The following is a 14,426-nucleotide window of genomic DNA, read 5'->3' on the forward strand; positions in this document are numbered from 1 at the left end:
TTCAATGCCACCCGATTCGCGCACCTCGATTGCCATGCCCCTGTTTCTGCTGGGTGCCGCCATCGCCGCAAGTTTTCTGGCCTCCAGCGGGCCGGTGCAATGGATGGACAATGGCATGTTTCTGGCCAACGCCCGCGAAGGCCATTATTTCAGTCAGTCGCTCGGACCGCTGGAGCATCCGCTTTATCAACTGCTCAACTCGGTATTCTTCACACTGTTCGGCTCACGCGCGCTCAGCCTGCTGAATTCGTTACTCCTCGTGCCGTTGGCATGGATTGTCTATCGACTGGCGCAAAGCCTCGGCGCCGGGCAACGTCAGGCCGTACTCGCTGGCGCAGCGACGGTATTGGCGCACGGAGTGTTCTGGGTGTCGACCAAAGCCGAGGTTTACCTGCTGCACACGCTGTTCGTACTGCTGGCTTATACGCTGCAGTTCAATGACAGTAACCGTCTGACGCCGCTGAAAAAGCTGTTCATGATTGGCGTGCTGACTGGAATGGCGGCCTCGACTCATCAACTGACCTTCGTGGTCCTGCTGCCGCTGTACCTGCATCTGCTGTACCTGTATAAAGCGCGCGTTTTGATCACCCTGCCCGGCTTCATGCTCGGCTTCGCAGCGGCGGCTGTCGCGGTGTTCAATGACCTGAACACCGGATTGGGCCTGCTGGATATTGCTCGACGTTACCTGACCGGTGCGTCCGCGACCATTGCGGGGCCGGAGTGGGAGGGTAGCCTGTTGCGTTTCGACGAACTCCTGGAGGAAAGGAACGCAGCCATACTGGTGCTGCTGTCACTGATAGGGCCGCAGTTGGCGGGGCTGCTGCTGTTTCCCAAGGAGAGTCGGCTGCGGTTGTTGTGGAGTGCGGCGCTGTTGAATCTGGTTTTTGCCATTTCCTATAACGTGACCGACCGTTTCACCTTTTTTCTACCCGGCGTGGCGATGCTGAGCATCATCGGCATGATTCAGCTGCGGCGGGTTTTGCCACACAATGTGACACGCAGCACCTTGCTCAATCTCTCGGTATTGTCCTCGCCGACAGTGGTTCTGTTGGCGTATTCACTTTACGCAAACGGGGTCATACATTTTCCTGAGCATAAGGAGAAGCTGCCCTATCGCGACGATATCCGTTATTTCATGGTGCCTTACCTGCGCGACCGCTCTGCCGAGCAGTTCGTGCGCGCCTATGAACAGGTCGTGCCCAACGGTGCGTTGATCATCGCCGACTGGACACCGATGGGTGCCATGCGCTCCGGGCAAGCCATCGGGCTGCTTGGCGGTCGCAGGCTGGCCATGTGCGACGACAACGTTGCCATTCGAGCGGCCTTGAACAGCAACGGCGTCTATCTGCCACGGTTGAGCTATTGCGGGACGCTTACACAGAACTACCGGCTGGAAGAACAGCCGGCAGGATATTCATTGCAGGCGAACTGATCATGAATGAACCTCTGACTCACATTCATGACACATTCGCGCATACTCTCAAGGCTGCCAGAGCGCCTGCCCGCCGCCCAGTTTGCGGTCCAGAAAACTGGCCGCGCTGATCAACGCCAGATGGCTCAGGGCCTGCGGTGTATTACCGAGATGATGAGCATGCGCGTCGAATTCTTCGGCGTACAAGCCCAGCGGGTTGGCGTAACGCAGCAATTGTTCGAACTCCAGATGCGCCTGCTCGACCCGACCGGCACGGGCCAGACATTCGACGTACCAGAACGAACAGGCAACGAATGCGCCCTCTTCGCCTGCCAGTCCGTCATCGTGATCATCATCGTTGCGATAGCGGAATACCATCCCGTCACGCACCAGTGCTGCCTCGATGGCGTCCAGCGTCGCCAGCCACTTCGGGTCATTGGCACCGACAAAGCGTACCAGCGGCATCAGCAGCATTGAGGCATCCAGATTGCGGCTGCCCTTGTGCTGCACGAAGTGGCCCAGGTCTTCGTTCCAGAAACTCTCCCAGATGTCGTTGTGGATCTCTTCACGTACCCTGGTCCAGCGCTCGAAGGGCCCCGACAGCGAGCGCTTGAACGCCAGGCGCAGTGCCCGGTCCAGTGCAACCCAGCACATCAGCCGCGAATGCAGAAAATGCTGATCGCCACCGCGCATTTCCCAGATGCCCACATCGCGGTCGCTCCAGTGTTCGCACACGTAGTCGACCTGGCGAACGACATGCTGCCAGCCATCATGGGAAATAGCGTCTCCATACTTGTTGGCCAGGTAGACGGCGTCCATCAGTTCGCCATAGATATCCAGCTGAACCTGCTTGTAGGCCTCATTGCCGATGCGTACCGGCTGAGCACCGCCGTAGCCGGACAAATGATCGAGATTGTCTTCCGGCAATTCTGCGTGGCCATCGAGGGCATACAGAATGCCGAGTTTCTCGGTCTGTTCACAGCAGTCATCCAGTCGCCCGCGCACCCAGCTCATGAAGGCATTGGCTTCATCGGTGTACCCCAGGCGCATGAACGCATACACGGTGAATGATGCGTCACGTATCCACGTGTAACGGTAGTCCCAGTTGCGCTCGCCGCCCTCGGTTTCCGGCAGACCGAACGTCGCGGCTGCGACAATGCCGCCATGCTTGCGCGAGGTCAGCAGCTTGAGCGCCAGCGCCGAACGAGTGACCATTTCACTCCAGCGGCCCTTGTATTGCGATTGCCCGGCCCAGCGCCGCCAGAATTTCAGTGTGTCGTCGAAATAGCGCGAGCATTTGCCTGCGGCCACGTTCGGGTCGTCGATACCGCCAAGAATGAACTCGACGGTCTGGCCTTTATGCATGTGAAACTCGGCTACAGCGTCCTGCTGGTCCAGCTGTAGCGGCGTAGCAGCCGACAAGCGCATGCCTGGCTGCCCTTCGGCCTTGAAACAGATGTCCTGGCCATCGACGCGAGCGGTGGTTTCAGCACGGCTGTAGTCCATGCGTACCCGGCAGCGCATGCGAATGGTGGCCTCGCCAAAACGCACTTGGACCCTGCGCACGATGCGCGGCAGATCGTCCTGATCTTCACCGATCGGCATCAGGTCGGTGACTTCCACCACCGCGTCCTCGGAAATCCAGCGGGTTTGCAGGACATTGGTGTCCGGCAGGTAGATCTGCAGCCGCCTGGCGTCAGGCAAATCGGGCGCCAGCTGAAAGATCCCGGCATCGGGCGTATCCAGCAGCGCGGTGAAAATTGACGGGCTGTCGAAATCCGGCCAGCAGCAGAAATCGATGCTGCCGGTGTTGGCGATCAACGCGGCGCTGCGCATATCGCCGATGATGCCGTGGTCTTCGATACGGTTTTGCGCTTCTTGAGGAAAGTCAGCCATTGCCACGGAACTCCGGGTAAAGGGTCATCCCGCCGTCGATGTACAGGGTTGTGCCGTGCACATAATCCGAGGCATCGGAGGCCAGCCAGAGCACGGCATTGGCGACGTCTTCAGGCTCACCGATACGGCCATAAGGGATCAGCTTGAGCATTTCCTTCTCGGCGTCGCCCTTGCGCGCATCGGCATTGATCGGCGTGCGAATAGCACCCGGCGCGACGCTGTTGACGCGAATTTTCAGTTCGCCGACTTCCTGAGCAATGCTGCGCATCAGCAGATCGACGCCGCCTTTGGATGCAGCGTAATTGACGTGCCCGGCCCATGGGATCAACTGATGCACCGAACTCATGTGAATGATCTTGCCCATCGCCCGTGACACATCAGGGCGCATGCCTTGCTTGATGAACTGGCGCAACGCCGCGCGGGCACAGAGAAATTGCCCGGTCAGGTTGACATTGATGACCGTGTTCCAGTCTTCCAGGCTCATGTCGACGATGGCTGCGTCTTTTTGCAGGCCCGAGTTGGCGACCAGGATGTCCAATGCGCCAAAGTGCTCGATGGTCTGCGCAAACAGGCGCTCGACGTCTGCTTCTTTCGACACGTCGGCCCCGACAGCAAGGGCGCGACCGCCCGCTGCGCGAATCTCTTCAGCCAGCTTCTCGGCAGGTTCAGCCTTGGAGTTGTAATTGATCACCACCGCCGCCCCGGCGTCCGCCAGCGCTCGCGCGGCACCCGCGCCGAGACCGGAACTGGCTCCGGTGACGATAGCGACTTGTTGCTTGAGTGAGATATGCATCGAATTTCAGCCTCGGAGTAAGCGTACTAGTGCTGACTGACGAGGCTGAAAGTAAGTTCAGTTCGGCTTAGGGTGCCGGGTTGGGCTGAGTGGTATGAATGGCTTCGATGCCGGCGATGACCTCGTCGGACAGCGTGACGTCGATGCTCTCCAGATTGATCTTCAGTTGATCCAGTTTCGTGGCACCAATGATGTTGCTGGTCACGAACGGACGGCTGGTGACATAGGCCAGCGCCATCTGCGATGGATCCAGACCATGCTCGCGAGCCAGCGCGACATACTTGGCTGTGGCAGTGACGGCCTGCGGGTTGTTGTAGCGCTGGAAACGCTCGAACAGGGTCAGGCGGCCATCAGCCGGACGTGCACCGTCCAGGTACTTGCCGGCCAACACACCGAACGCCAGTGGCGAATAGGCCAGCAAGCCGATCTGTTCGCGAATAGCGATTTCTGCCAGACCCACTTCGAAGGTGCGGTTAAGCAGGTTGTAGGGGTTCTGGATCGAGACAGCACGTGGCAGATCGAGGGTTTCGGCAAGGTGCAGAAAACGCTGAGTGCCCCATGGCGTTTCGTTGGAGAGGCCGAAGTGGCGAATCTTGCCCGCCTTGACCAGATCGCCCAGAACCGACAGGGTTTCTTCGATTTCGACAGCCTGATCATCCGGGTCGTGGGTGTAACCCAGCACGCCGAAGAAGTTGGTCTTGCGATCCGGCCAGTGCAACTGGTACAGGTCCAGGTAATCGGTATTAAGGCGCTTGAGGCTGGCTTCCAGCGCCGCAGTGATGTTCTTGCGGTCAAGCCGCGGATTGCCATCGCGGATATGATCCATGCGACCTGGACCGGCGACCTTGCTGGCCAGTACCCAGTCGTTGCGGTCCCCGTACTTCTTGAAGTACTCGCCGATGATGCTTTCGGTCTTGGTGTAAGTCTCGCCACGCGGCGGCACCGGGTACATTTCTGCCGTGTCGAGGAAGTTGACCTTGGCATCCTTGGCCATACGAATCTGTTCGAATGCTTCATCCTGGGTGTTCTGCTCGCCCCAGGTCATGGTGCCCAGACAGATCGCGCTGACCGACAGATCGGTTTTGCCCAATTTACGAAATTGCATCGATGTCTCCGTTTGATTCAAAAAGATACAGCTTGAAACAGGGCTCCCATAAAACGCCGACTGGTCATTCACTGCAACACTTTTTATCTAACGATAGCCTTGCGCCTGCAGATCGAACAGCGCGGCGTAGCGCCCTGCGGCGGCGATCAGGCTGTCGTGATCACCGCGCTCCAGCACCCGCCCATGCTCCAGCACCACGATATGTTCGGCGTTGCGCACACTGGAAAAACGGTGGGAAATCAGCAGCGTCATGCGTCCCTTGGCGTACTCGCGAAAGTGCTCGAATACCGCAGCTTCTGCCCCGGCATCCAACGCGGCAGTGGGCTCATCGAGAATCAGAATATCGGCATCGCGGCGCATATAGGCGCGTGACAGCGCGATTTTCTGCCACTGCCCGCCGGACAGCTCCTGACCGCCTGCGAACCAACGCCCCAATTGTGTGGCGTAACCCTTGTCGAGCTGTTCGATAAACTGCGCTGCCATGCCTTGCGCAGCGGCTTCGCGCCAGCGGGTTTCGTCGTGAAAGGCATGGGTATCGCCGACCCCGAGGTTTTCACCGACCAGAAACTGATAGCGGATGAAGTCCTGAAAAATCACGCCGATGCGCGACCGCAGGGCGTCTTCGTCCCAGTCCTGCAGATCGCTGCCATCCAGCAGAATGCGGCCTTGGTCGGGCTGATAAAGGCGCGTCAGCAACTTGATCAGGGTGGTCTTCCCCGAGCCGTTCTCGCCCACCAGCGCCACGCTACGACCCGGTGCAAGATGCAGATCGATGTTTTCCAGTGCTGCGCGGCTGGTGCCAGGGTAAGTGAAGCTGACGTTCTCGAAACGCATGCCATCGCCGGGCAGCGCACCCTGGGTCAGGCTGCCAGCAGACGGCGTGACCGGCTGACCGAGGTAAATGTACAGGTCGGCGAGGTACAGCCCGTCCTCGTACAAACCACTGATCGCACTCAGGCTGCTGCTCACAGCGGCCTGCCCTTGCTTGAACAGCACCAGGTACATGGTCATCTGCCCCAGGGTAATACGCCCATGCACCGCATCGACCACCACCCAGGCGTACGCCAGATAGAACGAAGCAGTGCCCAGCAAGCCGAGCAGAAAGCCCCAGCCATCACGGCGCACGGTCAAGCGGCGGTCTTCGGCATACAACCGTTCAAAGGTGTCGCGATATCGTTTGAGCAGCAGCGGCGCGAAGCCGAACAGCTTGACCTCTTTGATGTAGCCCTCGTGGGAGAGCAGTGTTTCGATGTAGTTCTGCCGACGGGTTTCCGGAGCACGCCGGGTAAACAGGCGGAACGCGTCGCCGGAAAAATGCGCCTCGGCAAAGAACACCGGCAATGCGCCGAGCACCAGAATCAGCAACGCCCAGGGCGAGAAATGCACCAGCAGTACGGCAAAGCTGATCAGCGAAATGAGGTTTTGCAGCAATCCCAGGGATTTGGTCACCAGTGCCAGCGGCCGTGTCGAGGCTTCACGCCGGACGCGCACGAGCTTGTCGTAAAACTCCGAGTCTTCGAACTGCGACAGTGACAGGGTCTGGGCCTTCTCCAGAATCAACGTATTGACCTTCTGCCCCAGCAACACCCGCAACAGCGCCTGCTGCACCGACAGCCCGCGTTGCGCACCGGCCAGCAGGGCCAGTACACCGGCCTCAAGCAACACATAACGCAACACCGGCCATAAAGGAGCCTCGCCAGTGCTGGCATGCAGTTGCATGGCACTGACCACCGCATCGACAATCCGCTGCCCCAGCCAGGCGGCCAGCGCGGGCAGCAAGCCTGCCACCAGCGTGGCAACGATCAAGCCAACGGAGAGCGCTCGGGACGTGGTCCAGACCAGATGCATGGCCCGTAAGGCCTGCTGCATGAACGACGTGAAGCGTTTGAAAACCGGCATACGTTAAAAAATCCTGAAGAGCCTTACATATAGGGGGCAGTTCACTGGAGCGCTCATCGTTATACACAAAGCCTTGAGATGACTATCGTGCCAATGCTCCGCGTTGGCATGCAGTTCGTGACGCTCTGCGTCACATATCTTCAGTCTGGTGAAACAGCAGGCGTAACCGGAGCTCAGGCCTGCATCTGGTACGGCCTGAATCAGGTGTCAAGGCTCTAATGTGTGACGCGGAGCGTCACGAACTGCATTACCACGCGGAGCGCGGTAACGATAATCGATGTGTGATCGCTTATTCCGGACTCACCCTCCCTTCGGCGCACGCAGCACACAGCGTTCGCGGCGGTCGTCGACGCGCTCGGCGAACCAGGCGGTGGTCAGGTTGCGGGTGATTTTCGGGCTTTTCAGGGTGATGCCGGGCAAGATGGCTCTTGGCAAGGGCTTGCCTGCTGCCTTGTCCGCCAGCGCAAACACCTTGCTGTACAGATCGGTCTCTTCGAACTCCAGGGTATCGCCCTGCTTGAGCTGGTTCCATATCTGTGACTTGTTCATGCCCAGCCGGTCAGCCAGGGTTCGCACTGCCAGCTCGGTGGAGCCTGGCGAGGTGGAGTCGAAACGAATCAGATCGCCATCAAGCGCCAGCTCGATGCCGGTCGCATGACTCACCGCGTTCTGAAACGCGGCATTGCGACTGGCGTACCAACCGGCATTGAAATCGGCAAAGCGGTACAGGGACTGGGTGTAGTTCACCGGGTAACCCAGTAGATGAGCGATGCCGAAATACATGCCGCCACGGCGAGTAAAGACTTCGCGTCGGATCGAGCCATCCACCGTGTAGGGATAATCTTCCGCATGCTTCTCGGCAAAGGCGATGCTGACCTGCATCGGGCCGCCGGTCTTGACCGGGTTGAAATTGCCGAACAGTGTCTGGCCCAGCGGTACCATGCCGATGAAATCATCAAAGATCGCGCTGAGGTCTTTCTCTGTGCGGGCTGAATCGAGCCGCTTGCCATAGGTCTTGCCGTCTGGTGAACGTACGCGCAATGCCGTGGCTATCAACGCATTGGGGATATGCAAGCGCGCCGCGCGGCGGTTTATTTCGGCACGGGCAATGCGGCCCATGTCCGGCACCGCAGGGTCGACCTGAAAGGTTGACTCCTGTTCGGTCACAGCCAGTACCGAGCACAGGTTTTCAGTGGTCATCGGAATTTTCTGCGCGGCAAATGCGGCATGGATATCCGTTGCCCAAGCCTGCCGATCCGTAACAGTGGCAGGCATCAGGCGCACGATCTGCGCACGCGCCTGTTCCGGGCTCAGTTCCGGTTCCTGCACACTCTGGGTGCCACAACCTGCCAGCACCAGCAGCCCGACGCTCAGCATGAGCGATTTGCTTAGCCTTCGATTCAATCCATGACTCCTGCCAGGTTCGCGCTTTACCGCACCGTTCACTTCAGAAGGCTTTAAAACACCGACCAGTCGATCCTCGCGCTGAGTTTTTCCAGCGCAGCCATACCGACAAGGGAATTGCCCGCCGCGTTCAACTCCGGAGACCACACACAGACCGAAGCGCGCTCCGGCACAATCGCAACGATACCACCCCCTACTCCGCTCTTGCCTGGCAGGCCGACGCGATAGGCAAAGTTACCGGCTTCGTCGTAAAGACCGCTGGTGGCCATGATCGAATTGACCTGAGTGGCCTGGCGTGCGGTGAGTATCTGCTCGCCACTGTGAGTGCAGAAGCCCTGATTGGCCAGAAAACCGAAGGCCTTGGCCAGATCAATGCAATTCATGCTCAGCGCGCAATGGTGGAAATAGCTGCGTAGCACGTCTTCCACATCGCCATGAAAATTGTCGAAGGACTTCATCAGATAGGCCGCTGCGGCGTTGCGCGAACGGTGCTGGTATTCGGATTCCGCAACTTTGGAATCGGAGGTGATCGCCCGGTTGCCGCACAGGCGTCGAACGAAGTCACGCATTGACAGCGACGGCGCCGCAAACCGTGCCTGATTGATGTCGCAGATCACCAGCGCGCCGGCGTTGATGAAGGGGTTGCGCGGCCTGCCCCGTTCGAATTCCAGCTGCACCAGCGAGTTGAACGGCTGGCCGGAGGGCTCGTGCCCCAGGCGCTGCCAGATGTCCTCACCGGAGTGCCCGATGGCCTGCACCAGGCTGAACACCTTGGAAATACTCTGTATCGAAAACTGCGTTTCGGCATCACCGGCGCTGAACACCTGGCCGTCGTTGCCGTACACCGCAATGCCCAGTTGATCAGGCCGCACCCCGCCCAGCGCCGGAATGTAATCGGCCACCTTGCCCTGACCAAGCAAGGGTCTTACTTCATCGAGGATTTCGTTCAGCAGGTCTTGCATGTGTGCGCCCCTTGTTTTGGCTGCGCACACTACACCAACCCCAGGCGCCTCGCATCACTGTGTTGCAGGCTCAGTCCCGGTAATCGGTGCCGCTACGCTCCAGCTCGCGGATCAGCGCATTCCAGTGTCGGGCGACACCTGGACCATTACCGTCCTTAATGGCCTTGGCCTGCTCTTCCACTTTGGCGATGACCTCCCGGGGCGGAAACACCAGCTCTGCGTTGCCGGCAGACTGCGCCGCAATCTGGATGTTGCAGGCGTACTCGAGGGCATGCAGCTGCTGGAATGCGTGCTCTACACTCACCCCGCCGGTGAGCAAGCCGTGATTGCGCAGGATCATCACGCTCTTGTCACCCAGGTCCGCGACCAGTCGTTCACGCTCGCTCAGGTCCAGCGCAATGCCTTCGTAACCGTGATAGGCCACGCGCCCGGAGAAGGCAATGGAGTGCTGGGAGATCGGCAGCAGTCCGTCCTTTTGCGCCGACACTGCGATACCGTCACGGGTGTGGGTGTGCAGCACCGCTTGCAGGTCATGGCGCGCAGCGTGAATGGCACTGTGAATCACGTAACCGGCGTAGTTGATACCCAGCCCTGTCGGGTCATCGACAATCGTGCCGTCGATGTCGACCTTGACCAGATTGGATGCGGTGATTTCATCGAACAACAGGCCAAATGCGTTGATCAGAAAGTGCTCGTCCGGCCCCGGTACCCGCGCCGAGAAGTGCGTATAGATATGGTCGGTCCAGCTCTTGAGCGCGGCCAGCCGATAGGCCGCCGCCAACTTGACCCGGACTTCCCATTCCTGCGGCGAAACCCTGTCACGCACACTGCCGCCACCCGACGGCGTAGTACCTGGCTGGAGTGGCAAAGCGCTGACGTTGCTCATAATGTTGCTCCTTGGTGACTGCTGACTGGCCAGCCAGACTAGGCGCATTACAAATCAATTAAAAATCACATTTACTTCTAAGCTAATTATAAAAAACAAGAATATTAAGAACGACTGGTGTATAGGCTTCCCAAGCGCATCAGGCGGTCTATTCATATTCGTTAAGGTTATTTAAATAAATTTTTATATAGCTATATGCTCCAGAAAATTTCGTTTCCGTTTTGGAGCCATGCATGTCAAAACCTGCCCCCTTTCTACCTCGTTTCAGCCGTCTGGCAGCGGCCATCGGGCTTAGTGCCGCGCTACTGACCGGAACGCTGATTGCGCCCGCCAGCGCACAGGCTGAAGGCGAAATTCGCATCGCCGAGCAGTTCGGCATCGTCTACCTGCTGCTCAACGTGGTGCGCGATCAACAATTGATCGAGAAACACGGCAAGCAAGACGGCCTGGAGATCAAGGTGGACTGGACCCAACTGTCCGGAGGTTCGGCGGTCAACGATGCGCTGCTGTCGGGCTCCATCGATGTTGCCGGTGCAGGGGTTGGCCCGTTGCTGACCATCTGGGACCGCACCAAGGACAGGCAGAACGTCAAGGCGGTCGCATCGCTGGGCAACTTCCCCTATTACCTGGTGAGCAATAACCCCAACGTCAAAACCATCGCCGACTTCACCGAAAAGGACCGCATCGCGGTGCCGGCAGTCAGTGTTTCAGTGCAGTCACGCTACCTGCAATTCGCCGCCGCAAAACTTTGGGGTGATAAGGAATACGCACGCCTGGACAAGTACACCCTGAGCCTGCCGCACCCGGACGCCGCCGCCAGCCTGATCGCGGGCGGCACCGAATTGACCGGGCACTTTTCCAACCCGCCCTATCAGGATCAGGAACTGAAAAACCCCAACGTGCATGTCGTGCTCAACACTTATGACCTGCTGGGGCCTAACTCTCCCACCGTACTGTTCGCCACCGAGAAATTTCGCAACGAAAACCCGAAAACCTACAAGGCCTTCATTGAAGCGCTGGCCGAGGCAGAAGCTTTTGTCAGCAAAGACATTGGTGCTGCCGCCGACATCTACCTGCGCGTCACCAAGGCGAAGATCGACCGTGCCGAACTGTTGAAGATCATTGATCAGCCGGAGTTTCAGTTCACCATCACGCCGAAGAACACCTACCCGCTGGCCGAGTTTTTGTACCGTGTCGGCGCGATCAAGAACAAGCCGGCGTCGTGGAAGGATTACTTCTTTCAGGATGCCACCCCGTTGCAGGGCAGTTGAGTTCTCGCACTGATCCTTATACGCAACAGTCGCTCGGCGTATAGACAAGTCCGGATGACGGGCTTCTGCCCGGAGGGCGTGGGAGCGTCGCCCGGTCCGCTCCCACGGCCTTCGGCCAGAATCAAGAGCGGACTTGTGTATCACGCGAAGCATTGGGACGACAATCAGCGGCAAGTCAAATTACCAGTTGTACGTCACCTTGCCGTAGTAAAACGCCCCGCTATACCCGTAAGGCGAGAACGTGCTGTAAGCCAGGTTGCCGCCGCTGGACGAGAAGTCGTTGAGCTTTTCGGGGTACTTGTCGGTGATGTTGTCGCCGCCCAGGGTGAAGACCCAGTTCTTGAGTGTGTAGTCTACTGCGAGGTCCAGCAGCCACGCAGCGCTGAAGGTCTGATCGTTGACCTTGTCGGCCTGGTAGCTGGTGAACTCGCCGTAGCGAACCAGGTTGGAATGCAGTGCCCAGTTACCGAACGTCAGATCATTGCCCAGCGTCAGTTTGTGCTGCGGGGTGGTGTCACCCAGCAGACCGATGCGCTCCCTGCGATCCACCCGAACCAGATTCACCCCTAACTGATCGAGAATCGCCGGGTTGGCTTTCACGTCGGTGACTTTAGTGTGGTTGTAGTTGTAGCCCACTGTGCTGTTCCAACGGACGCCGTTATCGAACTGGTAGCGGTAATTGGCGACCAGATCGACACCATCGGTGCTGGTGTCTGTGGCGTTGGTGAAATAGCGCGCGCTGGTGTAGTTGATATCACCCACGCCATTGCTGCGCAGGTAGTTGATGGCCGTGTTGTTGAGCACCAGGTTAGAGGACAGCGAGATACGATCCTGAATATCGATGCGATAGACGTCGGCGGTCACAGTCAGGCTGTCCAGTGGCTGGAGCACCAGGCCCAGGCTGTAGTTGCGCGACTTTTCGGGCTTGAGGTCTTCGGCGCCTAACAGTTGCGCAACGTTACTGCCGGCCGGAAACGTGCCCGCTTCCTGGATAGTGTTGCCAATCAGTTGTGACGAGGTAAAGGTGAAATTCTGCTGCGCCAGTGAAGGGGCGCGGAAGCCTGTCGATACGCTGCCTCGCAAAGCCACCTGCGGGGTGAAGTCATAACGCGCCGAGAGCGAGCCGCTGACGTTGGAGCCAAAATCGCTGTAGTCCTCGTGGCGAACGGCAGCCGACACACCGAGCTTCTCGGTCAGGTTGGTTTCCACATCCAGATACTGGGCGAAGTTGTGTCGCGAGTAGCTGCCTGCATCGGCGGCGCGGAAGCCGCCCAGCCCGGAACTGCCGGTCTGAAAATACGACTCGGCCTGCCCCGCCTCGATCTGATAACCCTGGTGCAGGTATTCGGCGCCGAACGCGACCGACACCGGGTAAGGCAGCCATGCCGCGCTGAACTCCCGCGACAGATCGAAGCCAAGTTGCTTCTGATCGTTGGTCAGCGTGCCGTTATCGAACGAGCGCGGCGTGTTCAGGCCAAGTGACGTATTGATGGTTTTGGTGCGCAGTTCATAGGTGTTTTTCCCGTAGTTGGCAGACACGTCGTAGTGCCAGTCATCCGCCAGCTCGCCGCGTAATCCCGCTACCAGCGAGGTGTCTTCCAGCGTGCCGTTAATCAGTGGCAGATAACCGTTGGGGTAAATCGCAGCGATGTTGTTGGAGGCGTTGCTCGGCCGATAAAACGCGGCTGTTTCACCACGGCGCTTGCTGTAGCCACCGAAGCTGTAGAACTCCGCCGCATCATTGAAACTGTACTCGGCGTTGTATTGCAGCTTGCCCTCGTGGGTTTGCGGCTCACCCTGACGGAACACCTGCTGACCGTAAGTAGTGGAACCTATGCTGGAAGTACGAAAATCATCACCGGCACGGTTGGTGTAGTCGTTGTTGGAGCCTTCACCCGACAGGTTCAACGTGCCGTTGTCGCCCAGCGCGAAACCGGTGTTGCCGGACACCTGACGCTGAATCCCGTCGCCCTTCTTGTATTGGCCGTATTTGCTGGAAATCGAGCCGCCATGATCGGCGCTTTTGAGGATGATGTTGATCACCCCGGCAATCGCATCGGAACCGTAACGCGCTGAAGCACCGTCGCGCAGCACTTCGATGTGGTCAATGGCAGACAGCGGAATGGCGTTCAGGTCGGCAGGTGCCGAACCGCGTCCCACCGCCCCACCCAGGTTGACGAAGGCCGATGTGTGGCGGCGTTTGCCATTGACCAGCACCAGCACCTGATCCGGCGACAGCCCGCGCAATTGCGCCGGTCGGGTCAGCTCGGCACCGTCCACCAGGCTGGGCCGCGGAAAGTTGATCGAAGGGATCAAGCGCGCCAGCACCGTGCCCAATTCGCTGGAGCCGGAACTGCGCAGGCTGTCGCCGGAAATCACATCGATGGGCGACAGCGAAGCACTGGCGGTGCGCTCCTGCGCCCGAGTGCCGGTAACGATTACCGTGCCCAGGGTGGATGCGCCCTGGCTGTTTTGCTCATCTGTTGCCTGTGCAGCATGAGCGCTTGCACTGATGCCTGCGACGCTCAGCAAATTGGCTGAAAAAATCGCCGTGGCCAATACATTCCGTTTGAAACTCCCCATACCACTACCCCTTGAAAATCCTTGATCCAGAAACTCTGTTCTGGTTACAACGAGCGATCCGTGCGGCGGACGGTAGCGATCATTACAGTGTCTGATTGGTGTTCCGGAAGTCCGATGCTTTATAGCTTAATGACATTGATTTAAATATTTAAATATCAATAAAGAATAAGCATCTACATTTGTGTCCAGACTGAAAAATGCCGGAAGCGCGGACAA

The 14,426-nt window shown here is 58.7% G+C and carries 10 protein-coding genes; 2 read left to right on the plus strand and 8 right to left on the minus strand.

The annotated features are described in order from the left end of the window. The first annotated feature begins 4 nt into the window (after window positions 1–4). The gene (locus tag RYB66_RS00280; protein ID WP_010192038.1) at window positions 5–1,432 is read left to right on the plus strand and encodes a DUF2723 domain-containing protein; all 1,428 of its coding nucleotides are present in this window, start codon (window positions 5–7) and stop codon (window positions 1,430–1,432) included. Between the two features lie 48 nt (window positions 1,433–1,480). Here RYB66_RS00280 and RYB66_RS00285 read toward each other — a convergent pair whose 3' ends face one another. From RYB66_RS00285 to RYB66_RS00315, 7 genes are all read right to left on the minus strand, one after another. Beyond that, window positions 1,481–3,307, minus strand: coding sequence for a glycoside hydrolase family 15 protein (locus RYB66_RS00285; RefSeq protein WP_316893526.1), 1,827 nt, complete (start codon window positions 3,305–3,307; stop codon window positions 1,481–1,483). Next, entirely contained in the window at window positions 3,300–4,100 is an 801-nt protein-coding gene (locus RYB66_RS00290; RefSeq protein ID WP_005733527.1) for an SDR family oxidoreductase, read from the minus strand. Before RYB66_RS00290 ends, RYB66_RS00285 begins: the two co-directional genes overlap by 8 nt. A 67-nt stretch (window positions 4,101–4,167) precedes the next feature. After that, entirely contained in the window at window positions 4,168–5,205 is a 1,038-nt protein-coding gene (locus tag RYB66_RS00295) for an NADP(H)-dependent aldo-keto reductase (protein ID WP_057402263.1), read from the minus strand. Between the two features lie 87 nt (window positions 5,206–5,292). Continuing rightward, entirely contained in the window at window positions 5,293–7,104 is a 1,812-nt protein-coding gene (locus tag RYB66_RS00300) for an ABC transporter ATP-binding protein (RefSeq protein WP_004665547.1), read from the minus strand. 300 nt (window positions 7,105–7,404) lie between these two features. Continuing rightward, complete coding sequence (locus tag RYB66_RS00305; protein WP_316893547.1) at window positions 7,405–8,481, minus strand: DUF1615 domain-containing protein; 1,077 nt, start codon at window positions 8,479–8,481, stop codon at window positions 7,405–7,407. 80 nt (window positions 8,482–8,561) lie between these two features. Next, window positions 8,562–9,470 carry a glutaminase B gene (gene glsB, locus RYB66_RS00310; protein WP_002553827.1) on the minus strand — a complete coding sequence of 303 codons (909 nt, stop codon included), beginning with the start codon at window positions 9,468–9,470 and terminating at the stop codon, window positions 8,562–8,564. A 70-nt stretch (window positions 9,471–9,540) separates the two neighbouring features. Continuing rightward, window positions 9,541–10,356 carry a class II aldolase/adducin family protein gene (locus tag RYB66_RS00315; RefSeq protein WP_316893527.1) on the minus strand — a complete coding sequence of 272 codons (816 nt, stop codon included), beginning with the start codon at window positions 10,354–10,356 and terminating at the stop codon, window positions 9,541–9,543. 233 nt (window positions 10,357–10,589) lie between these two features. Here RYB66_RS00315 and RYB66_RS00320 point away from each other — a divergent pair, with 233 nt between their 5' ends. Continuing rightward, window positions 10,590–11,627 (plus strand): ABC transporter substrate-binding protein, encoded by a 1,038-nt coding sequence (locus RYB66_RS00320; protein ID WP_005757457.1) that lies wholly within the window; start codon window positions 10,590–10,592, stop codon window positions 11,625–11,627. Window positions 11,628–11,807: 180 nt separating this feature from the next. On the opposite strand, the gene RYB66_RS00325 is transcribed toward RYB66_RS00320, so the two are convergent. Beyond that, window positions 11,808–14,210, minus strand: a complete 2,403-nt coding sequence (locus RYB66_RS00325) for a TonB-dependent receptor (protein WP_316893528.1) — start codon at window positions 14,208–14,210, stop codon at window positions 11,808–11,810. Between the last annotated feature and the right edge of the window lie 216 nt (window positions 14,211–14,426).

The organism is Pseudomonas syringae group sp. 243L2 (assembly GCF_032587875.1).
GTDB lineage: Bacteria > Pseudomonadota > Gammaproteobacteria > Pseudomonadales > Pseudomonadaceae > Aquipseudomonas > Aquipseudomonas amygdali.

Excerpts from the sequence above, each read along its gene's own strand:
- RYB66_RS00280 (WP_010192038.1), top strand. The coding sequence starts at position 5 with ATGCCACCCGATTCGCGCACCTCGATTGCCATGCCCCTGTTTCTGCTG.
- RYB66_RS00285 (WP_316893526.1), bottom strand. The coding sequence starts at position 3,307 with ATGGCTGACTTTCCTCAAGAAGCGCAAAACCGTATCGAAGACCACGGC.
- RYB66_RS00295 (WP_057402263.1), bottom strand. The coding sequence starts at position 5,205 with ATGCAATTTCGTAAATTGGGCAAAACCGATCTGTCGGTCAGCGCGATC.
- RYB66_RS00300 (WP_004665547.1), bottom strand. The coding sequence starts at position 7,104 with ATGCCGGTTTTCAAACGCTTCACGTCGTTCATGCAGCAGGCCTTACGG.
- RYB66_RS00325 (WP_316893528.1), bottom strand. The coding sequence starts at position 14,210 with ATGGGGAGTTTCAAACGGAATGTATTGGCCACGGCGATTTTTTCAGCC.
- RYB66_RS00315 (WP_316893527.1), bottom strand. The coding sequence starts at position 10,356 with ATGAGCAACGTCAGCGCTTTGCCACTCCAGCCAGGTACTACGCCGTCG.
- RYB66_RS00320 (WP_005757457.1), top strand. The coding sequence starts at position 10,590 with ATGTCAAAACCTGCCCCCTTTCTACCTCGTTTCAGCCGTCTGGCAGCG.
- RYB66_RS00305 (WP_316893547.1), bottom strand. The coding sequence starts at position 8,481 with ATGCTGAGCGTCGGGCTGCTGGTGCTGGCAGGTTGTGGCACCCAGAGT.
- glsB (WP_002553827.1), bottom strand. The coding sequence starts at position 9,470 with ATGCAAGACCTGCTGAACGAAATCCTCGATGAAGTAAGACCCTTGCTT.
- RYB66_RS00290 (WP_005733527.1), bottom strand. The coding sequence starts at position 4,100 with ATGCATATCTCACTCAAGCAACAAGTCGCTATCGTCACCGGAGCCAGT.